The 20,503-nt window shown below is 48.8% G+C and carries 18 protein-coding genes; 9 read left to right on the top strand and 9 right to left on the bottom strand.

Annotation, left to right across the window (positions count from 1 at the left end; genetic code table 11):
* Positions 1–147 precede the first annotated feature (147 nt).
* Positions 148–363 carry a hypothetical protein gene (locus ACKFKH_RS04555; RefSeq protein WP_446857053.1) on the top strand — a complete coding sequence of 72 codons (216 nt, stop codon included), beginning with the start codon at positions 148–150 and terminating at the stop codon, positions 361–363.
* A gap of 157 nt (positions 364–520) precedes the next feature.
* Here the strand turns inward: ACKFKH_RS04555 and ACKFKH_RS04550 are convergent, their stop codons facing one another.
* From ACKFKH_RS04550 to ACKFKH_RS04540, 3 genes are all read right to left on the bottom strand, one after another.
* Positions 521–1,399, bottom strand: a complete 879-nt coding sequence (locus ACKFKH_RS04550; protein ID WP_446857052.1) for a phytanoyl-CoA dioxygenase family protein — start codon at positions 1,397–1,399, stop codon at positions 521–523.
* A gap of 280 nt (positions 1,400–1,679) precedes the next feature.
* Positions 1,680–2,564 carry a metal ABC transporter permease gene (locus ACKFKH_RS04545; RefSeq protein WP_446857051.1) on the bottom strand — a complete coding sequence of 295 codons (885 nt, stop codon included), beginning with the start codon at positions 2,562–2,564 and terminating at the stop codon, positions 1,680–1,682.
* 42 nt (positions 2,565–2,606) lie between these two features.
* Positions 2,607–3,353 carry a metal ABC transporter ATP-binding protein gene (locus tag ACKFKH_RS04540; protein WP_446857050.1) on the bottom strand — a complete coding sequence of 249 codons (747 nt, stop codon included), beginning with the start codon at positions 3,351–3,353 and terminating at the stop codon, positions 2,607–2,609.
* Between the two features lie 75 nt (positions 3,354–3,428).
* On the opposite strand from ACKFKH_RS04540, the gene ACKFKH_RS04535 reads away from it, so the two are divergent.
* Positions 3,429–4,433 carry a metal ABC transporter solute-binding protein, Zn/Mn family gene (locus tag ACKFKH_RS04535; RefSeq protein WP_446857049.1) on the top strand — a complete coding sequence of 335 codons (1,005 nt, stop codon included), beginning with the start codon at positions 3,429–3,431 and terminating at the stop codon, positions 4,431–4,433.
* Positions 4,434–5,356: 923 nt separating this feature from the next.
* Here ACKFKH_RS04535 and psaC read toward each other — a convergent pair.
* Together psaC and ACKFKH_RS04525 are read right to left on the bottom strand one after the other, a co-directional pair.
* A complete protein-coding gene (gene psaC / locus ACKFKH_RS04530; RefSeq protein WP_446857048.1) occupies positions 5,357–5,602 on the bottom strand; it encodes a photosystem I iron-sulfur center protein PsaC in 246 nt (81 codons plus the stop codon).
* 453 nt (positions 5,603–6,055) lie between these two features.
* Positions 6,056–6,922, bottom strand: a complete 867-nt coding sequence (locus tag ACKFKH_RS04525) for an Rpn family recombination-promoting nuclease/putative transposase (protein ID WP_446857047.1) — start codon at positions 6,920–6,922, stop codon at positions 6,056–6,058.
* 211 nt (positions 6,923–7,133) lie between these two features.
* Here ACKFKH_RS04525 and cimA point away from each other — a divergent pair, with 211 nt between their 5' ends.
* Positions 7,134–8,780 carry a citramalate synthase gene (gene cimA, locus ACKFKH_RS04520; protein ID WP_446857046.1) on the top strand — a complete coding sequence of 549 codons (1,647 nt, stop codon included), beginning with the start codon at positions 7,134–7,136 and terminating at the stop codon, positions 8,778–8,780.
* Between the two features lie 173 nt (positions 8,781–8,953).
* Here cimA and ACKFKH_RS04515 read toward each other — a convergent pair whose 3' ends face one another.
* Positions 8,954–9,397, bottom strand: a complete 444-nt coding sequence (locus ACKFKH_RS04515) for a hypothetical protein (protein ID WP_446857045.1) — start codon at positions 9,395–9,397, stop codon at positions 8,954–8,956.
* A complete protein-coding gene (locus tag ACKFKH_RS04510; RefSeq protein WP_446857044.1) occupies positions 9,372–10,589 on the bottom strand; it encodes an urease accessory protein UreH domain-containing protein in 1,218 nt (405 codons plus the stop codon). Before ACKFKH_RS04510 ends, ACKFKH_RS04515 begins: the two co-directional genes overlap by 26 nt.
* 198 nt (positions 10,590–10,787) lie before the next feature.
* Here ACKFKH_RS04510 and ACKFKH_RS04505 point away from each other — a divergent pair, with 198 nt between their 5' ends.
* The 3 genes from ACKFKH_RS04505 to ACKFKH_RS04495 are packed head-to-tail and all read left to right on the top strand — an operon-like array spanning position 10,788 to position 14,793.
* Positions 10,788–12,437 (top strand): ATP-binding protein, encoded by a 1,650-nt coding sequence (locus tag ACKFKH_RS04505; protein ID WP_446857043.1) that lies wholly within the window; start codon positions 10,788–10,790, stop codon positions 12,435–12,437.
* Positions 12,434–12,889, top strand: coding sequence for a response regulator (locus ACKFKH_RS04500; protein ID WP_446857042.1), 456 nt, complete (start codon positions 12,434–12,436; stop codon positions 12,887–12,889). The genes ACKFKH_RS04505 and ACKFKH_RS04500 overlap by 4 nt, the downstream gene beginning before the upstream one ends.
* Complete coding sequence (locus ACKFKH_RS04495) at positions 12,886–14,793, top strand: response regulator (RefSeq protein ID WP_446857041.1); 1,908 nt, start codon at positions 12,886–12,888, stop codon at positions 14,791–14,793. Before ACKFKH_RS04500 ends, ACKFKH_RS04495 begins: the two co-directional genes overlap by 4 nt.
* 1,156 nt (positions 14,794–15,949) lie before the next feature.
* On the opposite strand, the gene cas2 is transcribed toward ACKFKH_RS04495, so the two are convergent.
* Positions 15,950–16,222 (bottom strand): CRISPR-associated endonuclease Cas2, encoded by a 273-nt coding sequence (gene cas2, locus ACKFKH_RS04490; RefSeq protein ID WP_446857040.1) that lies wholly within the window; start codon positions 16,220–16,222, stop codon positions 15,950–15,952.
* Between the two features lie 433 nt (positions 16,223–16,655).
* Between cas2 and ACKFKH_RS04485 the strand changes: the two genes are divergently transcribed.
* The 3 genes from ACKFKH_RS04485 to ACKFKH_RS04475 all read left to right on the top strand — a co-directional run bounded on the left by ACKFKH_RS04485 (position 16,656) and on the right by ACKFKH_RS04475 (position 20,198).
* Positions 16,656–19,055 carry a tetratricopeptide repeat protein gene (locus ACKFKH_RS04485; RefSeq protein WP_446857039.1) on the top strand — a complete coding sequence of 800 codons (2,400 nt, stop codon included), beginning with the start codon at positions 16,656–16,658 and terminating at the stop codon, positions 19,053–19,055.
* 162 nt (positions 19,056–19,217) lie between these two features.
* Complete coding sequence (locus ACKFKH_RS04480) at positions 19,218–19,565, top strand: hypothetical protein (RefSeq protein ID WP_446857038.1); 348 nt, start codon at positions 19,218–19,220, stop codon at positions 19,563–19,565.
* 240 nt (positions 19,566–19,805) lie between these two features.
* Positions 19,806–20,198, top strand: coding sequence for a pentapeptide repeat-containing protein (locus ACKFKH_RS04475; protein ID WP_446857037.1), 393 nt, complete (start codon positions 19,806–19,808; stop codon positions 20,196–20,198).
* On the opposite strand, the gene ACKFKH_RS04470 is transcribed toward ACKFKH_RS04475, so the two are convergent.
* Positions 20,109–20,468 carry a hypothetical protein gene (locus ACKFKH_RS04470; RefSeq protein ID WP_446857036.1) on the bottom strand — a complete coding sequence of 120 codons (360 nt, stop codon included), beginning with the start codon at positions 20,466–20,468 and terminating at the stop codon, positions 20,109–20,111. The two genes, ACKFKH_RS04475 and ACKFKH_RS04470, sit on opposite strands and share 90 nt — an antisense overlap.
* Positions 20,469–20,503 lie beyond the last annotated feature (35 nt).

The following is a 20,503-nucleotide window of genomic DNA, read 5'->3' as shown; positions in this document are numbered from 1 at the left end:
AGATTTTTGTGAGAAGTGTGAAAAGTTAGTTTCTCTAGACGCATAAGCAGCCCGCGATCGCATGAGAGATTGATCAAGGGACTGTTCTCAATCCGACGATGCCACGGTTTGGATTATTCACAGCTATTCTTGAATGGAGAAAATCCCATGAACTTTACACTTCCGACTACTCGGCTGCTTTCTCAACCCGTTCTTGGGATGATTGAGACGGCCGACCTGCACGAGTTGCGTGTCGAATACGGCGGCACAACCTGGCCCGCCCGAATCTATGACGCGAATAGTCAACCCGCCATTGTATTTCCTGGACAGTTTGTGACGATCGTCGGTCTAGAAGATAGCATCACGCTGCTGATTCAGGTTTAGGCGGCGATCGATCTTCAGGGCTTAATTCAAGATCATAGGAGAAAGTTCGGTAGCTTGTATTTTCGGCGAAATTCAACCTTCAACGAGAACAACAGACTGCCGAGTTTCTCCGACGATCAGGAGTCCCCCTTCTCCTTTAGAAGACGCTTGCAATTTTCTAAAGCTTTGTCTGAATTTTTCGTACGGCCTTCAACAAAATTGGAGAATCATACAGCGCTGTTTTGACCCTAAACTTTAGCTCATTAACTAGAGAGTAATCGGGTTGATTTCGATAGAATTTCACACCTTTGTATTCTTGATATTTGATGAAGTCTTTGCGGACAAATAGGTTGCCAAATGCATAGTCAGCAGGTAAATAATGAGCGGTTAGAGACTTTCTAGAAAATTGACGATCGCTCGTCGGCAATGCCCCATGAATCGTTCGAGAATTCCAGAATAAAACATCTCCTTTTTTGAGTGCTGGCGCGTGGATTTGGTCGCCATGTTCTTCCACATAATCCTTCATCAGCTCTAGCCATTCAGAGTGAGGAAGATCAGGCGTATCGCTGTGCAGATCAACGATCGTGGTTTTGGGAAGAACGTAGAACCGACCTGCTCTCTCGTCGATATCCTCTAGCGCAATCCAGGCAGCCAGCAAATGTCCATTGGGCACGGAGTCTAAGTACCACCAATCCTGGTGAGGAGTCGTTGCAGTGTTGGCATCAAACAGCATTGTTTGCATCAGATTACAGGCTTCGGAACCCGTGACATCCCGCAGTGCTTGTTGGATTGCATCACCACAGTAAATCTCTTTGGCGAGTGTGCTAAATTCTGCAAACTTTTCATAGTCGTGAATGTCTAGAAATGCTTGTTTGACATAGCCAAACTCATCTAAACAATTTGCTTCGTAGCGATTAGTATCTTGTCGAAAAAAAGGATAGCGAGAAGGAACAATTTTTGTTTGATATTGCTCCAGAAATTTATCAATTAACTCAGCCGAAATCAGTTGAGGAAAGATGACGTAACCATTCGTATCGTAATACTCTTTTTGACTCATGATAGACTCCCGCAACACTTAGAGCAAAATCCACGATCGAAGCCAAAGACTCAGGAGCGCACCAGCTTAAACAAACGGATTGAGGAATCCGCTTAAACTTGATAAAAGGGTAGTTAAATCTACGGAGAAATTTCCAGGGTATTGCTCCAACTTCATCTAAGGTTTAACTTAGTACAAGAAAAATTAACAATTGAAAAGGAATGAGCTTCTAAAGGTTCACAGTTTGGTGTTTTGCAACACAGGTTTGCAACATGTTGATTGACAACCTACACCTGTGAGACTAACGACGGCCTTCTCGACTCCCGACCAAATGGCGCAAAATTGCGGTAGGGGCTAAGTTCGATCGCGTCAAAATGCCCTGTGATGGGCTAAGCAGGAGCGCCAATAAAAATAAACTGGATGAAACTAATACGATCGCGGGCCCCGATGGAACGTTGTGATAGTAGCTAATATAAATTCCGGTAACGCTGGCGAGAACCCCAATGATTGCACCTATTCCCATCATTTGCTCTAGTTCTTTAACCAAAAGATAAGCAGTCAGAGCAGGGCCAATCAGCATAGAAATGACTAAGATTACGCCTACTGCTTTCATACTGGCGATGATAGTTAGGGTAATGGTAGCCATAAAGCCACAGTAAATAGCGTTGATCGGCAACCCGATCGCTTTTGCACCTGTCTGATCAAACGTATAAAACAAAAGTTCTTTATAAAATAATTTAATTATGATCAGAATTAAGCCTGTAATGATCAAAGTCCGATGAATGTCGGCGATCGTGACTCCGAGAATGTCACCAAACAAAAAACTATCGAGATCAATTTTGTTTTTTAACACCGTAATTAACGTCACGCCCAACGCAAAAAAGCTGGAAAACGTCAACGCCATTGCTGCATCAACTTTAATACGAGATTGAGACCGAATCCACGCAATTAGAAACGCTCCAAGCAATCCTGAGCCAAATGCGCCAAGCAAAATATCAACCCCAAAGAAAAACGAAACTGAAATCCCTGGCAACACACAGTGAGCAATCACATCTCCTAACAAAGCCATCCGCTGCACGATTAGATAGCTACCCACAACGGGACAAAGAATGCCCACGAGAATGCCAATCGCGATCGCATTCCGCATAAATTCGTAGCTCAAAGGTTCGAGAAGCCAAGTTAGCATGGGTGTCTGGAGAATTTAGTGTGTGGAAAAATCAGCGAGTTTTTAGCAAAAAAAGGTGGTTTCTAAATCCTGACGTAAGGGCGTTTGTAGAGACGTTCCGTAGGCTTGATGCAGGTTTTCGGGGGTCATGACTTGTTGAGGAGTGCCGTCAGCAATGAGTCGCTGATTGAGCAGTAACAAGCGATCGAGTTCCATCAAAGCTTGTCCCCAATCGTGGCTGCTGACTAAGAGAATTTTGCCCTGCGATCGCAACTCTCCAAAAATTTCTAAAATCACTGCTTCGGTTTTTTTATCGACTCCAGTAAACGGTTCGTCAAACAGAAATAAATCGGCTTGTTGAGCTAAGGCCCGTGCCAAAAAAACTCGCTGCTGTTGTCCGCCTGATAATTCTCCGATACGGCGATGTTTGAGGGGATACATTTCCACCCGTTCGAGGGCCGCTTTTACGATTTCTTGGGCTGCTCGTCCGGGACTGCGAAACCAGCCTAGCTGACGAGTTCTGGCCATCATCACCACATTCCAGACGCTAATCGGATAGTCCCAATCAATCTGCGATCGCTGCGGCACATAGGCGACTTTTTCAAGCTGCTGGTGAAGCGGACAGGTGCAATATCGAACGACTCCATGATCAGCCGGAATCAAGCCCAGCATGGCTTTGAGCATTGTACTTTTGCCCGCTCCGTTGGGGCCAATAATGCCGACTAGTTGCCCTGGTTTGATGGCAAAGCTGACGTGATCTAATCCCAAAACGCCCCGGTAATTGACAGCCAGGTGTTGAACCTCTAACATGAAAAGCCTGAGTGAAAATGATTCTCATTATAAGCCAATCTTGCTCATCCAAAGTATTACGAGGGCCTTAAAATTATGCAGTCTGCATTGCGTCCAACCTGGAAAGCGGCGGTTTTGTCGCTAACGATGAGTCTTTTTGCCTGCGGTACCTCGACTCCGCCCGTCAGCCAAACCAGCCCCACGACCAGCCCTGCGGCGACTCCGGAGACTCCAGCGGCGACCAAAACGGGAGTCAAAGTTGTGGCAGCTAACACAGTGCTGTGTGATTTAACCAAACAAATCGCGGCTGAAACGATCGACCTGACTTGTTTGATTCAACCTGGAAGTGATCCTCATGTGTATGAACCAACTCCCGTCGATCGCAAGGCGATAGAAGATGCCAAATTGGTTTTATATGGCGGCTATAGCTTTGAACATAGTCTAGTGAAGTTGATTCAAGCGTCTTCTAGTTCTGGTTCTAAAGTTGCAGTTTTTGAAGTTGCGGTTCCCACTCCTCTCATGTTTGAAGAAGATGGGCAAACGGTGCCTGATCCTCACGCTTTTCACAATGCTCAAAATGGGGTGCGGATGGTAGAGGTGATTCAAAGCAATTTGGCAAAAGTTGCCCCTGCGAATGCTGCTTTATATGCCAAAAATGCCCAGACAATTACAGGTGAACTGTCACAAATTGATACGTGGATCAAATCACAAATTGCCACCATTCCTACAGAGTCTCGCAAGTTAGTCACCACTCACGATGCGCTCGGCTATTTCTCTAAGGCCTATGACATTCCGGTGCAAGGGGCGCTAGAAGGAGTGAGTACCGAGGAAAAACCCACCGCATCCAGGGTCAAAGATCTGGTAAAGGATATTGAAGGTGCTAAAGTTCCGACCATTTTTGCTGAACTGTCGATCAATCCTCAATTAATTGAAGCGGTGGCGAAAGAGGCAAATGTCAAACTCTCCGATCGCGAACTCTACACAGATGGGCTAGGCGAGGCGGGCAGTCCGGCGGACACTTATCAAAAGATGTTGATGGCGAATACTCAATCGATCGTGGAAGGGTTAGGGGGAAAGTTCACACCATTTGTCGCAAAGTGATCAGGAAGTTGTAATGGGCTAAATTGCCGTGTGAACGACCTCTTCGACTGACTATCAAGGGGTCGTTTTGCAACTTTTCAAACAGGTGACAACTCCTTAACCTTCTATCGTTGAGTTGAATTAAATTGTTTTAATTGAATATTTGCATTGAAAGCTTTGTGAATTTATTTATAAAATTCGATCGTAAAGTTTGTTTTGTAGAATTAGTGAGAATTTTTTGAAGCAATCGATTCTACTTGAATATCAATTTGAATGTCTACTTGATGAGGCTTTTTCACAGGGCAAACGCATAAAAAAATTGGGTGACTACCCTGCAACGCTTCCAGACCTCATGGGCAAAAATGCTTAGAGGCTGAAATCCTCAATCTGAAAGGATCAAGAATTTTCATGCGTTTGCCCTGGGCTTTTTCACTTCGATGATCAGTCCTTCTGCCCCTAACCTTCCAATTCGGGGGGACTTTATACCAAATCAACCAACAAATGATACTCATAAAAAATCAGTTAATTAACCGATTTCTATCTCTCAGATTTGAAAAGAACCTATCAGGGAAGCCGTTTCAAAGTCCCCCAAAATGGGGGATTTAGGGGGCGAGGATCTGTATCAGTAACTAGTAGATTTGGTATTAGACAAGAGTTTGGGTTCAGATTTTGCTGCCCTCATCGGGAGCATCCCAATTGTGTAGCACAGTCTTTCTGCCCTCACTCTCTCCCGCAGGAGAGGGAACAAGAGATCTGACTCCCTTCTTACTAGACGGGCTGGCAAAGCTCTCGCCCCACTTCGTGAGGAGGGCAATCCGAGAGTTTGCACAATTGGGATGCTTCCGCCCTCATCCCTCATCCCTCTATCTCACAAAAAAAGGAGGCAAAATCGCCCCCTGTTGTTTGAACCCACATGAATTGAAAATGGCTGTATGAGAGTTGCTTTAGTAAGCCAAGCCCATACTGCGGGTAGTTTCTGCGCCCAGGTAAACCCGGATGCTGAGAAAATCGGTGGGGCAGGCAGTTTCGCACCGCTTGCATCCCACACAGTCTTCTGTACGAGGAGAAGACGCAATCTGACCTGCGCGGCAGCCGTCCCAAGGAACCATTTCTAGAACGTCAGTAGGGCAAGCGCGGACGCACTGGGTACAACCAATGCAGGTGTCATAAATTTTGACAGCGTGAGACATGTTATTGAAGGCTCCAGATGAGTGCTTTATGGTTTTGCAATATCTGTAGTCTGTCAGCCTGACGGTAAAGATTACAGTCAAACCTCTAGAATCATTGCTTAGTGTACTTCACAGGGTAGCCGCACTCATTTGAGCAGTTGCAAAACTTAAAACTCTGTAATGTGGATGACGCTAGTTTTGAGAATCGACCTCTGAAAGTGATTTTTTTACCCACTCAACATCATCCAAAATCATCGAACATACCGAGCCGCCTTCAAGTTTGCAGAGTTCGGCTGATTTTTGGTAGTCGCTAATTGCAAGTCTGTAGTTTTTCTGGGCTTCAGCAGGGTTTCGTCTTTCTGCTGAGTTTCCAAGGTGACGGTAGACTTGCCCTCGGTTATCGTACAGTCCCGCGATCGACAAGCCAGAGTTCTGGTCTTTTCCACTCGAAAGGATTTTGATGGCTATTCTAAATTATCTGAGTTGCTGGACTTGCGCGATCGTCAGTCCTGTTTTTTGAGCGATCGTTTCTGCATCTAGAAGATCGAGGAGCGATCGGGCAATTTCTAGCCGCTCTTCCTGTCGTCCTTCCTGTCGTCCTTCCTGTCGTCCTTTGGTTTCGCCCTCTTGTCTGGCTTTGAGAATGGCGTTGCGGTTGTCGTGTAAAAACATCTCTCGTTTCTCCAGCACTTCTAACTCTTTGCGGCTCAACTTACTTTGTTTTGCTACCGTGAAAGCGTGATTGATGGCTGACACTTTACCCATCTGGGGGGGAATCGACTCCAACTGATTGGCTGACTTGAGGAAATATAGCCACTTGTCTACCAGCGTTTCGAGTTCATCGAGTGTTTTCTTAAACTTGGGCAACTCGACAAAGATTAGTTCAATATCATCGCTGTAGTCGGTCAGGTCGTCTTTTTCTTTGAGCCGATAGCGCGAGAGAATGCGGTCATTGCCCGCAAACATCTCAAAGTCTGTAATGGTTAAAGCTATCACTGGATTGAGCAACGTATAGTCTTCTCCCACGCCAAGCTGAATCGAGAAGGCTTTGGCAGCGTTGTATAGCACGCGCTTTTCAAATCCCAACACATTCAACACCTGCATCTCAATGATCACCGTTTTGCCATCGGCAAGGGTGGCTTTGACATCTAGATAAGAATCCTTGATGCCTTTGATGCGAGGTGCTTGATAAGGGTCAAGAATAATCAAGTCTTGAATCATGTCTTGCTCGTCATACACCAGCGCATTAAGAAAACTGATCAAGATGTCTTTGCTGTGTTTGGAGCCAAAGATCTTCTTGAAGGCGAAATCAGTTTTGGGGTTGATGAAGACGCTCGGCATCGGGTTCTAGCTTGGAGTGACGAATAGGTTCGATCGTACCTTACCTCTTCGCACATCAAAGTTCTAGCTTTTTGGAACCTTCTTGACTGTTACGTTTCCTGTGGTGATCGAGAGGACGATCGCAAGATTCCTTCAAAATGGTCAAAGTCTGCTCACAAAGGGCACCGGAAAGTTTTTTACAATAGGTCTCTCATCGTTTCAGGCTGCTTCCATGACTTTAGATGCTGCAAATCAAATTTGGATTTATGATACAACGCTGCGAGATGGTGCCCAAAGAGAAGGATTGTCGCTCTCGGTTGCTGACAAGTTGCAAATTGCGCGCAAACTGGACGACTTAGGAATTCCTTTTATCGAAGGCGGCTGGCCGGGTGCCAATCCCAAAGATGTGCAGTTTTTTTGGCAGCTTAAAGAAGAACCGTTGAAGCGATCGCAGGTCGTTGCGTTCTGCTATACCCGTCGTCCGGGCAAAACGGCTGCGACTGACCCGATGCTGCAACCCATTCTGAGCGCGGGAACTCAATGGATCACGATCGTTGGCAAATCCTGGGATCTGCATGTGACCGAAGGACTACAAACAAGTCTTGAAGAAAATCTAGCGATGATTCAGGACACGATCGCCTATCTTCGCAGCCACGATCGCCGAATTATTTATGATGCAGAGCATTGGTTCGATGGTTACAAACACAATCCGGCTTATGCGTTGAAGACTGTGAGAGCGGCGATCGAAGCCGGAGCCGAATGGATCACGTTTTGCGACACCAACGGCGGCACATTGCCTCATGAAATTAGCCGGATTGTTGAAGAAGTGGTGAAAGAAGTGAGGAGAGAGGAGAGCGGCGTGAGGGGTGCAGAGAACTTCAATCAACTGCCTCAGTTTGGCATTCATACACACAATGACTCGGATATGGCGGCGGCGAATGCGATCGTGGCTGTGATGTCGGGCGTGCGGATGGTGCAGGGAACGATCAATGGCTATGGGGAGCGCTGCGGTAATGCCAATCTGTGTTCGCTGATTCCCAATTTGCAACTGAAGTTAGGCTATGACTGCATTCAACCCGAAGCCCTGGCGAAATTGACCCAGATGAGCCGCTATGTGAGTGAAGTCGTCAATCTTGCCCCAGATGATCACGCGCCCTTTGTGGGACTGTCGGCCTTTGCTCATAAAGGCGGGCTTCATGTCAGCGCCGTCGAGCGAAATCCGATCACCTACGAACACATGCCGCCAGAACTGATTGGCAATCGGCGGCGAATTGTAATTTCTGACCAGGCGGGATTGAGTAATGTGTTGGCAAAAGCACGCAGTCTGGGCATCGATCTGGATCGCCAAGATCCCACCTGTCGGCAAATTCTCCAACACCTCAAAGATCTCGAAAGTGAGGGCTATCAGTTTGAGTCAGCCGAGGCGAGTTTTGAATTGTTGATGAGAGAAGCCTTGGGGCAGCGATCGCACCCCTTCCAAATCAAAGGTTTTCAGGTGCATTACGACATGGTGCAGGGTGAGATGCCCAATACAAAATCGTTGGCAACCGTCAAACTGTCTGTGAATGGGCAAGACATTCTTGAAGCGGCCGAGGGAAATGGGCCCGTTTCTGCATTGGATGCTGCTCTGCGAAAAGCGTTGGTGAACTTTTACCCAGAAATCGATCGTTGCTATCTGACTGACTACAAAGTGCGGATTCTCGACGGCACCGCAGGAACGTCTGCCAAAACTCGTGTCCTGGTCGAGTCGAGTAACGGCTATCAACGCTGGACGACCGTAGGCGTATCCGGCAACATTCTCGAAGCCTCTTATCTAGCTGTCGTCGAAAGTTTGGAGTATGGCTTGTTGTTGCAGACGAAGTTGAGGTGTGAGGTTTGAAGGGTGAGGGGGGAGGAGGGAGGAGGGAGGGGACGCTGAATTTGGGATAGACGGTCAGGACAATCTCCTCCAGATCTGCAAAAGGTTTAGGGTAGGCACAGATACAGATCTCAATCTCTACATTGGGGTTTCCCTCCTCCCTCCTCCCTCCTCCCTCCTCCCTCCTCCCTCCCCTATCGACTTACCGTTACGGTATAAGACAAGCTGAAGGGCTGAAAGTTGGCACCTGACTTGGGTTTTCCGGTTAGCTCTAATTCATATCGTCCGGCTCTGGGGAAGACGATCGCTGCACTCGGAATTCCCTTATACCGTTCAACATTGAGCGAAGTGAGAGCGGGCTTTAATAGGGGGGGCGTTTTTCCTTTTTGGTGAGGAATGGGATAGACCGCTAACTGACAATTGCACTGAGACAGCGGAATCATTTGTCCACCTCGACGAGTCAGCGCAAACCACGCCTTAGACGGAACGCCCGCCTTGGGATTGTGACCTGGCTCAATGTGAAACGTAGCCGCAACATCACTAGAGGTTTCGATTTCGTGTGCCACAACGGGAGCCAACAGCAGCCAGGGAAGCAGGAAACCCACGATCGACTTATTTAGATTTGAGAACCGACGCATAATATTTTTGTAATGAAAAGAGTGACCAAACCCAACGCAGACGAATCAGGAAAACGACGATCGCTGCCCCCACCAACAACCCTACCCACAGCCAACGATGAGCCGACGCTTCTAACGCCCCAAAGTAATGCGAACCGAGCCACAACGTATGGCCCACGGCCAACATCAGAGCAGGCAAATTGAGTAAATGAATGCGTCGCCAAAGCGGGCCGAGAGCCGTCACCATGCGATCGAAACTCGTAACCGCCGCAGGAACCATCAACGTGAGCGCCAAAACGCCTGCCCATAGTGCCGCTTGCTGTTCTGGAAGCATGAAAGCGATCGCGTCCAAGTTCCAATTCAACGTATGCTGCACCATGTGCAAGGTGTGAGCCACGGCACAAATAAACGCGCCCACGCCCAAAGCACGCCGATACTTGAAAGGAGCCGCCCACAGCCGACTAATCGGACGAGCCACCAGCGCCAACATTAAAAACAACAACGCTGCGTGACCTGTAAAGTCTTGCATATCGCTCGATCGCAGCAACGTCAGCAGCCCGATCGTCAGCGTTACCCAACCGCCCATTCGGAATAGTTGACTGCGGCGATCGCCACTCAGCAAAGCGGCAGACAGTCCCACCCCCACCATCGAAGGCAGTGTCCCCAATCCAAAGGCCAGCATGGTTTCGCTTCCTTTCCAGAGGCTTCCGGTTTCGGCAGCTTTGAGTTGAGCGGTATACAGAAACCCACAGGGAATCAGCCCCCACATCAGTCCCAGCATGAAGGGTGTCCACCAATGGGAATGCAGCGACAGTTTGATCATGCCAGCGTTGAGGGTTTGATGCAGGCTGTGTTGTCGAAAGGGGTGAGGAATCGGCAGTTTGGCAAATTGGGGATTGATTTGAGACAGACCCATCCAGATCAAGAGCAGCCCTGTAAAAATCGCCAAGCCTTGCCGCAAGTCACTTTCGATACCTGCAAGCTGTCCGCCTGCTAATAAAACAGAACCGATCGCCCCAATCCCAGCCCCCACCAGCACGTAACTCAAAATTCGCCCCAGGTTCAGCAAGCCGTGAAACAGCAGAGACGATCGCCAGTCAGAAGTTTGTTCTTTAGACAGCGAGAAGGCAACCGCCAATGGCCCACACATGCCGACACAGTGCCCAAAGCTGCCCAAAAATCCCAACATCATGACCAAAAACAGGTCTATCATTTCTCACGTCAACGCTAAGAAAGCAGACTATCAGAATGAAGGGGCGATCGGGTTTTGTCAAAAGACAGGGTGTCAAACTTGAAATGATATAAGTAGTTATTCCGAGCTTTAAAGAGTGGAGAAGTCGCAAGCTGGTTTCGTGGCTTGATGCTTCTACCTTTTTTAAAAGCCCTTTAGAAAAGTAAAGCTGGGCCGTTTATGAATGCTCAACTCCAGCAGACCGTTTTGATTGTCGATGAGTGCGCTGAAGATCGGGAAACCTATCGGCGGGCATTGCTGCAAGACGATCGCTACGCCTACCAGATTTTAGAAGCAGAGGATGGGTCAACCGGATTGGCGCTGTGTGGTCAACGATCGCCCGATGTCGTATTGCTTGATGATGGTCTGGGGCTAAAGTTTCTTGATCGATTGAAGGCTCAAACGGGTCAAGTGTTGCTGCCGATCGTGGTGCTGACTCGCCGGGGAGACGCTGCGACTGCCATTCAAGTGATGAAACAGGGCGCACAAGATTATCTGCTCAAGAGTGAAATGACTCCTCAGAGCCTTTGTCTCGCGGTTCACAATGCGGTCGAACGGATGCGCCCGATCACCGACCTCAATCGCGCCCAAACCGAATTACAACAGCAGCAAGAACGATCGCAACTCTTCGCAGAAATTACGCTCAAACTGCGGCGATCGCTGCAATCTGACGAGATTTTGCAAACGGCTGTGACCGAAGTTCAACAGCTTTTAAAGGCTGATCGCGTCTTAATCTTTCGCCTATGGGCCGATGGATCGGGGAAAGTGGTGCAAGAATCGGTCGTTCCAGGCTACACGGTGGTTTTGGGGCGAGATATCTATGATCCGTGCTTTCCAGACTATCGAGAACGCTATCGGCAAGGTCGAGTCAACGCGATCGCCAACGTCGAAACGGCAAACATTAACCTCTGCCACCTAGAGTTTTTGCGGCAGTTTGAGGTCAAAGCCAATCTCGTCGTCCCGGTGCTGATGCGCGATCATCTTTGGGGGCTGCTGATTGCTCATCAATGCTCTAGTCCGCGCCAGTGGGTCGATTCTGAAACCGATTTGTTGCAGCAACTCGCCAACCAGATCGGGATTGCCCTTTCTCAAGCCGAACTGTTGGAAACAGAAACTCGCCAACGCGAAGAACTCGCCCGATCGAATGCCGAATTAGAACGCTTTGCCTACGTCGCCTCTCACGATCTGCAAGAACCGTTACGCATGGTTACCAGCTACTTGCAGCTTTTAAAACAACTGTATGCTGACAAACTGGATGCCGAAGCCAATGAGTTTATTCATTTTGCGGTCGATGGCGCGACTCGAATGCGATCGCTGATTCAAGATCTCTTATCCTATTCGCGAGTCAACACCAGAGAGCAAGTTTTTGAATCCGTTGATTGCAGCGTTTTGTTGGGTCGAGCGATCGCCAATCTACAAATGGCCATCGAAGAAAGTGGAGCCACGATCACAGGCGAACCGCTCCCCGAAGTCAAAGGCGATGCCTCTCAACTCACCCAACTGTTTCAAAATCTGGTCAGCAATGCGATTAAGTTTCGCGATCGCACTCGTCCCCTTGAGATTCAAATCCACGCCACCCGTCAAGAACGAGAATGGGTGTTTGAAGTGCGTGATAATGGAATTGGCATTGAGTCACAATACCGCGATCGTATCTTCCTACTTTTTCAGCGATTACACCATCGAGCCGACTACCCCGGAACAGGCATCGGATTGGCCGTCTGCAAAAAAATTGTAGAGCGTCACGGTGGGCGGCTCTGGGTAGAATCACAGCCCGGTCAAGGATCAAGTTTTTATTTCACCATTGCTGATCAGGAAATCGCTCGATCATGACGTTTAGACCCCATCATCAACCTCTGCAAGTCCTGTTAGTCGAAGACAACCCTGGTGACGTGCGGCTGACTCAGATGGCGGTGGCCCGCAGCAAGCTGTTGATCAATCTCAATGTCGTGGGCGATGGAGTCGAGGCGTTAGAATTTCTGCATCAGCGCCCCCCTTACACTGAGACCCCACGGGTCGATCTGATCTTGCTCGATTTGAATCTGCCGCGCAAAGATGGTTGGGAAGTCCTGACCGAAATCAAAGCCGATCGCACCCTCCGCAGCATTCCTGTCGTCGTCTTAACCACGTCTCAAGCAGAAGAAGATATTCTCAGCGCTTATCAAAAGTTTGCCAACTGTTTTATCACTAAGCCTGTTGACTTCGATCAGTTTGTAAAGACGGTGCAATCGATCGAGGACTTTTGGTTTACGATCGTCAAACTGCCGCCAGAAAGGAGCCTATGACCCCTCCCCTGATCAAGGTCTTGCTGGTCGAAGACAATCCCGGTGATGTCCAAATTCTCAAAGTGCATCTCAGGCAGGCAAACGCCTTTAGTCAAATTACGCTGACCCACGTTGAAACCCTGCGAGACGCATTGAGCAGTCTGGCCCAGCAAAGTGTCGATGTGATTCTTTTGGATCTGTCGCTCAAAGATAGCGAAGGGCTAGAAACCTTTATTCGTCTGCATCAAGAAACGCCTGCCACGCCGATCATTGTCTTGACGGGTCTAGATGATGAGGGGTTGGCGACTCAAGCGATGCAGCAGGGCGCACAGGACTATCTGCCCAAAGGGGAAGTCAACGGCAGTTTTTTGCTGAGATCAATGCGCTACGCGATCGAACGCACTCAAGCCGATCGCAAAATTAGAGAACAGGCGGCGCTGCTAGAAGTGACCACGGATGCGATTTGTGTGCGCGGGTTAGACAGTCTTGTTTCATTCTGGAATCAGGGGGCAGAGCGGCTCTATGGCTGGAAAGGTGAGGAAGCGATCGGGCAAAATGCCGACGTATTACTCTACCCAGATGGCTCCCCTCAGCTTGAAACAGCCCTGCAAACCGTAATCGAGACGGGAAAGTGGCAAGGCGAACTGCATACGCTCACCAAAGACGAAAAAAGGGTGGTCGTCGCGAGCCGTTGGACGCTGATGCGAAACGAAGTCGGCCATCCCAAATCCATTCTGATTGTCGATACCGATATCACCGAGCAAAAACATCTCGAAGGCCAACTGCTTCGTGCTCAACGGCTCGAAAGTATCGGCACCCTGGCCAGTGGGATTGCCCACGATTTGAATAATATTCTCACGCCGATCCTGGCGGCTGCTCAACTGTTGCAGCTTAAATTGACGGACTGCGACGATCGTACCCAGGAGTTTTTAGACATGCTGGTTGAGAGTGCAAAACGCGGCAGTGGTGTGATCAATCAAATGCTGTCCTTTACGCGCGGGGCAGAGGGCAAGTTTATCACGCTGCAAATTCGCCATGTGATCGCCGAACTCAAAACCATGCTGTATGCCAGCTTTCCTAAGTCGATTAATATTCGTCTCGATGTGCCTCAAGATTTGTGGATGATTTCGGGAGACGGCACCCAACTCCATCAGGTGTTGATGAATCTCTGTGTCAATGCCCGCGACGCAATGCCAGAGGGCGGAACGCTGAAAATCACGGCTCGTAACCAACGGTTGGCCGATCACGAAGCTCAACAGCACCTTGACGCGCAGGGCGGCCCTTATGTGGTGGTGACCATTTCAGATACCGGGACGGGCATTCCCCCTGAAGTGTTGGATCGAATGTTTGAGCCGTTTTTTACGACCAAAGCGATCGGCAAAGGGTCAGGACTCGGCCTCTCTAGCGTCGCCGGAATTGTCAAAAGCCATCGTGGATTTGTCACCGTTTCAAGTCAGCTTGGAGAAGGCACTCAGTTTCAAATTTTCTTGCCAGCCGTCCAGGTGACAGAATTTCTCCAAACCGAAGATCCCGAACTTCCGGCGGGTGATGGTGAGTTAATTCTCGTGGTGGACGATGAAGCCTTTATCCGAGAGATCGTGAAGGTGACGCTCGAAGATTGTCGTTATCGCGTGTTGACGGCTCAGGATGGAGTGGAAGCGATCGCCCTCTACGCCGAGCACAAGGATGAGATTCGATTAGTCCTGCTTGATCTGATGATGCCTGCTCTAGATGGCGCTTCGACCGTCTACACATTACGAAAGCTCAATCCCACGGCTCGAATAGTAGCGATGAGTGGGCTTTCTACAACCGAAATGAAAGTCAAAGCATCGAGTGCGGGTGTTCAGGCTTTTTTGCCCAAACCATTTACGGCCCAAGAATTGTTAGAACTCGTGCTGCAACAAGTGAGTCGATTTAGAGCGTAAAAACATTTCGCTTCGATTTCTGTCCTTCTGCCCCCAACCCCCAATTTTGGTAGGGCCGATTCATGGTCGTGAGAGAAAACTTGTAACTTTGATGAGTTCGTTCAAGCCTGATCTGAGGTCAGTTCGATGAGAGGGACTCGCTTCGTTTGAATCGGCTTCAGCCCCCTAAATCCCCCAAATTGGGGGACTTTGACCAAGAAAAAATTCCAGAGTTCAAAGAAATTATGCTGATTCAAAGTCCCTCAGAATGGGGGATTTAGGGGGCGAAGCGCTCAATAACGAAGCGAAAAAACTCCATCGAATTCACGTTGCTCTGAGGTAAAACGAAGGCTCAAGGCTTCTAAGCTTTCTCTGGTCACAATGAATCGGCCCTACCTTGATAAGGGGGGATGCCGTAGGCAGGGAGGTGAGAGTCTCTACAAGAAATTGGACTGAATGGACTGGGATAATATCAAATCGCAAGTCCCTAACTGATATTTCGATGTTGAGTTATCAAGGATAATCGTGGAGGCACGTTTCCAACTAATCCGATTTGAAGTAATCGGTAACCGGGGGAAGAAGGAGGACGGAAGGCGGAAGAGGGAGGACGGAAAAAGATAAGCAAGTCGCTCTACAACTCTCTTTCTTACTTTCTTGTCCTCCGCCCTCCGTCCTCGTTCTTCCGTCCTCCAGTAGGTTTCCAACTAATCCGATTTGAGGTAATCGGTAAACCCCCCATAGAGGAAATCCAAGCGGATGATCTCGGAGAGTTTCCAACTAATCCGATTTGAGGTAATCGGTAAACATTTTTAATAGCCATAATAGGCGCAATTTTGATTTTTGTTTCCAACTAATCCGATTTGAGGTAATCGGTAAACCTTGCCAGCTAGTGACAACTCCGTTCTTATTATCATCAAGTTTCCAACTAATCCGATTTGAGGTAATCGGTAAACCTACCTTCCAGGAACCCTTACCCAGAGCCACTTCCAGACGCTAAACCGCCAGAGGTCTCTTTTGAGACTGTCATTACCTCACCCACAGCCCAAAATCAGACATAATCAGAGGCTGAAAGCTATACGGGGCAATGAACCGCCACAGGGTAACGCAAGAATGCGGGTTTCAGAGATCGGGCGACCTGTGGAGGTGATCTGGCGACATCCTAACCTAAATCGCCGCCCTAGACAATATAAACCTCTGGCGGCGGCTCTGGTGGTGGGCTTCCTAGCGTCAACGCCCTCGACACCGCCTCCTTGGGAACCCAATAAAACCGCACATTATCCTCCGGCTTTACCCGACCCCTCACCTTCTCATGCAACCCCTTCATCTCATCCAAATTCAAAAAACACTCAAACACACTCTCCTGCACCCGCCGCCCATACCCCTCCAAAAACGTCGCCAGCTTTTGTCGTCGTCGATCGTCCGCAATGTCATACACCACCAACACCAGCATTCAAAACCTCTTTATCAATTAATCTTCAAAAACGCCTCATAAGGCACATTCGACAACAACAGCCGACGATAGCGCAAAACCTGCAAATGAATCGCCCGTCGATACGACACCATCTCCTTGAGGCATTGCTGATTGGAGGGATGAATCTGTGAGAAGCGTCAAGCTTTTCGCCCCCCTAAATCCCCCATTCTGGGGGACTTTGAACATTTGGTTCCCCTTCGCATTGGGGCAATTCATCCCATGATTCAGCAACGTCCTCCTTGACAACCGTAGTGAAAACAACCGTAGTGAAGAATTTTATCGAATTGCGATTCACTCAAAATGCTGGCTTTCCTGATTTGGGTCGATCGCTCCTGTAGTAGGGAGTAGCAATCTCAGTAGTCTACGTATAAATAACTACTCAGCGACATACTCTCAACCATCAGGGGCGGCGATGAAAAATGCAAAATGGCTGGATGTTTCAGAATATTTGCTCTGGGCGGGGTCGGGCGTTGGCTCATTGGCGGCGATCGCGTCTCAGCAAATTGCGTTTACAGCCGCCCCAATGTCTTTTTTGCTGCTGCTCAATCTGGTCAATCGTCGCCGTCTGACTCAAGAAGTGCAAGACAATGCCAATGCCAGCATTCAACAGCTCGATCAGCGCGTTGCAGAAGATTTGAAAGCGATCGACCAACAGGTGCAAACCTTACCCAGCTTTCAAGATCTCGCCAGCTTGAGAAAGACCGTACTTCAACACAACGACGGCACGATCGCTCAACTCCAACAAAACTTATCCCACCGGATCGCCCCCCTCGAAATGCACGATCTGGGCAAGATGCGGCAAGAAATTTCTGATTTGCGGAGTCGCCACAATCAGCTCAACGAATCGGTCACTTCCCTATCCAATAGCCTCAACCGTCTCGCAACCAACAATCGAGTCGAAAGTGCAGAAGCGACGATCGCTCACCTCAAAACTCAACTTGACCACCTGCAAACCCAACTCAACCACCTGCCCAAAGCTCAAACCGCCGTCCCTAGAGCCGTCCAGGATCAAATCAATCAGATCAATCGCCGCATCAATAATTTGCCCCAGCCCTTTGATGCCAGCAGTCTCAGACAAGATGTAGATGGATTGGTCAAAGTCGTCGGTGACCTGGTTTCTCGGCGAGAATTGGCGCGGCTCATGGCCGAAGTCGAGAAGATTCGTCAGCAAAATCAGACGCTCGAACAGTCCGTCGTGCCGATGAAGTCAGTCAACAACATTCTCAGAAAGCAAGTAGATACGCTGGCTTCGTGGGTGAGCTTTAAAGCAGAAAACGGGGAGCCACTGTCGAGGATTGTGAGAGTGCCAGAGCAGGCCGTGTTTGATGAAATGAGAAGCACGATCGCCGCCCTCGAACACCGCCTCAATCATCTGCCCAACGCCCTCGATCGCGCCCAAATTCAAACCGAAATGCAGGCGATCGTTACGCTACATCTCGGAAAACTTCAACAGCAGTTTGCAAGTGTGCAGCAGGTTGCTCAACTCGATCGCCAACAAAAAGATCTCGGTGCCTGGATCAATCGTCTGCCTCAAATTCTCGACTCCAGCGCTTTGCAAAGTCAGATCAGATATTTGACAACCCGACTGGAATGGACAGAAACCAACCTTTCGGAGTTGAAAGCGTCTGGTGAAGTGCAGCGCGAACGACCTGAACATGAATTAGTTTTCAATCTCAAAGCATCTCGATCGCACCGTCCGATCGCGGGTCTTTCTGACAGTCGCGCCCTGTTGGAAGCTGCCCTAGAGACTGCACCCTCGCGGCTGATTGTGGTGTTTCCTTGCCCCGATCGTGCTTTGCTTGACGCGGCTCTGATCGCTAAGTTTCGAGAACTGCTCGATCGTGGCGGCAGTCTAGACCTTGGTTGGGGACATTTGGGGCAGTTGTCCGACTCGTCGCAGTCTCGGCTGATTCAGGAGGCTCGGTCAGTAGACAAAAACTTTTTGCAGCCTATTCTCAGTCAGTTTACTCAACTCAAGCGCAGCTATCCTAACCAGTTTCGCTTTAAGGTGTTGGGCACAGATGAAAACTTTTTGGTGTGTGTTTCGACCCGTGAAACCTATGGAATCTTGGGGATTCATCCTGTAGCAACCGCCTGCAAGCCTTTTCCAGAAGTGGCGGTTGGACTGCGAACGACCAATGCTAACGTGATTAACGGACTGATCGATCGCTTTGACCATCCTGATCTGAATGCGGACGATGGGGCGGCTTACTACAATCGAGCGCTGACCCGTCATGAGTTGGGAGACAAGCAGGGCGCGATCGCCGACTACAGTGAAGTCATTCGCATTGATCCTGACCATTCGGCGGCTTATAACAATCGAGCACTGACTCGCTATGAGTTGGGCCACAAAGAAGGCGCGATCGCTGACCTAAATCGGGCGTTGTTAAGCAATCCTCGCAATGATATTGCCTACTGTAATCGCGGCGTGATCCGGTTAGAAGCAGGCGATTGTGGGGGCGCGATCGAAGATTTTGGCTATGCAATTCAGGTAAATGCAAACTGTACGATCGCTTACTTGCAACGCGGTTTGGCCAATCTCAAACTGGGCAACAACTTAAAAGCAGTTGAGGAGTTTAATGCATTAATTCAACGGGATGCCCAAAATGCGGTTGCCCACTTTCATCGGGGGGTTGCCCGGAGCAAACTGGGTGACAAAACTGGTGCAATTCGAGACTTTAAGGAAGCTGCGTGGCTGTTTTCGGCTCAAGGAGAACCAGAGAAACATCAACGAGCGATCGCCGCCGTGACGAAACTTCGCAAGCATCTAGTTTTATCAAATCGCACTTCTGAATCTAACTCAGGTCATTAGAACCGTGATCCTAATCCCAGTCGATCACAAACGAATATAGCAATCCTATTTGAGTTGTGAGAATTCAATGGTTAGTGATGGGCTAGTGATGGGCTAATGATGAGTCGTTGTTGTGTTGATTGAATTTGTCGCTAAGATTTTGGGGTTGAGAAGGCGTGATCTATGCAGCCCAAAATTATTGTTGGTAATGCTCATACAGAGGGCGAAAAGCATCGTGGTTGGTTTGTTGGTCACTTTATAGAATCGGCCGACCCGCGATCGACGACTGCTTTAGAGGTGAAGTGGGGGGTGCATCTCGCTGGAGAGGGGCGATCGCAGTGGGCACCTGCTGCTAAAGTCACTACGATTTCTATCCTGATTTGTGGAAAGTTTTGGGTGCTATTTCCAGATCAAGAGGTTTTGCTGTCGGTGCCGGGGGCTTATGTTTTGTGGTTGCCGGGGGTTGCTCATTCCTGGCTGGCTGAAGCGGATTCTACTGTGTTGACAGTTCGCTATCCCTCAGTGTCTTAGCGGGTCTATTGTACGGAGATATCAAGAGCAATGGATGTTTAAACTACACAGCTACTTAATCGAATATCATCTTTTGAACTAGTAGTATCCCTCTTTTGAGGTAGAGGCGTTCTGGAAGGACAGGGGTTAGTTTAGTTAAGAACAACTGGGTCTAAACAATCGTAACTGCTGACCTGACGGTTGAATGACGGCAATCCTATAACCCGTGCAGGCTACTATCTTAGTGTGTGGTGAGTAGATATGAACTTAAACGAGCTTATTCAAGACTGTGCAGTAGGTAAAAGAGACTTGAGTCGATCGGACTTTTCTAAAGCAAGACTGAGTGGGGTGGACTTTGCTGGGGTTGATCTGTCACACAGTAATCTAAGTCGATCGTGTCTAGAGGGAGCTAATTTGCGTCGAGCCAATCTACATGGGGCAGACCTTTGTTATGCAAACTTGAGTCATGCTGATTTGACGGGTGCTGATTTGAGGGGCGCACTCTTGTTGAATGCAAACTTAACAGGCGCAAAGTTTGACTCTGCCGATCTGCGATGGGCCGCTTTAACAAATGCTACACCGTCGAATATCGATTTGAGTGGTGCCCGTGTGGGCAGAACAATTTTGCCAGAGGGCTATGCGTCTGATGGCTAAAACATCCCAGAACGAGAAGCCATACTGAACCCGTAAATTTGATGCGTTTAGCAGGATTTCTGCGTTCAGTTCGACTACGGTGCAACTGTCATAGAGTTCGTGAATCACTTGCTGAATTTGAGTTTCTGTAAAGGCAGCCTTCCTGATTAAGACTGAGCAAACTTCGTTAATGACTTGAGTACTAATCACTAAATCGACTGAGTAGATTAGTTGAGTCGCAAGAGAATGGTTTCGATCGTTCTCTAGATCGGTGGAATTTGGGTCAGTCATGAGGCTGTAAAGCCAAACGTTTGAGTCAATGAAGC

This window comes from Phormidesmis sp. 146-20 (assembly GCF_052939475.1).
The sequence above is the reverse complement of the archived record's forward strand: the minus strand, read 5'-3'. Positions and strand labels throughout refer to the sequence as shown.

Coding starts and splice junctions, on each gene's coding strand:
- ACKFKH_RS04470 (WP_446857036.1), bottom strand. CDS start 20,468: ATGACTGACCCAAATTCCACCGATCTAGAGAACGATCGAAACCATTCT.
- psaC (WP_446857048.1), bottom strand. CDS start 5,602: ATGTCTCACGCTGTCAAAATTTATGACACCTGCATTGGTTGTACCCAG.
- ACKFKH_RS04480 (WP_446857038.1), top strand. CDS start 19,218: ATGCAGCCCAAAATTATTGTTGGTAATGCTCATACAGAGGGCGAAAAG.
- cimA (WP_446857046.1), top strand. CDS start 7,134: ATGACTTTAGATGCTGCAAATCAAATTTGGATTTATGATACAACGCTG.
- ACKFKH_RS04545 (WP_446857051.1), bottom strand. CDS start 2,564: ATGCTAACTTGGCTTCTCGAACCTTTGAGCTACGAATTTATGCGGAAT.
- ACKFKH_RS04540 (WP_446857050.1), bottom strand. CDS start 3,353: ATGTTAGAGGTTCAACACCTGGCTGTCAATTACCGGGGCGTTTTGGGA.
- ACKFKH_RS04555 (WP_446857053.1), top strand. CDS start 148: ATGAACTTTACACTTCCGACTACTCGGCTGCTTTCTCAACCCGTTCTT.
- ACKFKH_RS04510 (WP_446857044.1), bottom strand. CDS start 10,589: ATGATAGACCTGTTTTTGGTCATGATGTTGGGATTTTTGGGCAGCTTT.
- ACKFKH_RS04515 (WP_446857045.1), bottom strand. CDS start 9,397: ATGCGTCGGTTCTCAAATCTAAATAAGTCGATCGTGGGTTTCCTGCTT.
- ACKFKH_RS04475 (WP_446857037.1), top strand. CDS start 19,806: ATGAACTTAAACGAGCTTATTCAAGACTGTGCAGTAGGTAAAAGAGAC.
- ACKFKH_RS04550 (WP_446857052.1), bottom strand. CDS start 1,399: ATGAGTCAAAAAGAGTATTACGATACGAATGGTTACGTCATCTTTCCT.
- ACKFKH_RS04505 (WP_446857043.1), top strand. CDS start 10,788: ATGAATGCTCAACTCCAGCAGACCGTTTTGATTGTCGATGAGTGCGCT.
- ACKFKH_RS04535 (WP_446857049.1), top strand. CDS start 3,429: ATGCAGTCTGCATTGCGTCCAACCTGGAAAGCGGCGGTTTTGTCGCTA.
- ACKFKH_RS04495 (WP_446857041.1), top strand. CDS start 12,886: ATGACCCCTCCCCTGATCAAGGTCTTGCTGGTCGAAGACAATCCCGGT.
- cas2 (WP_446857040.1), bottom strand. CDS start 16,222: ATGCTGGTGTTGGTGGTGTATGACATTGCGGACGATCGACGACGACAA.
- ACKFKH_RS04485 (WP_446857039.1), top strand. CDS start 16,656: ATGAAAAATGCAAAATGGCTGGATGTTTCAGAATATTTGCTCTGGGCG.
- ACKFKH_RS04500 (WP_446857042.1), top strand. CDS start 12,434: ATGACGTTTAGACCCCATCATCAACCTCTGCAAGTCCTGTTAGTCGAA.
- ACKFKH_RS04525 (WP_446857047.1), bottom strand. CDS start 6,922: ATGCCGAGCGTCTTCATCAACCCCAAAACTGATTTCGCCTTCAAGAAG.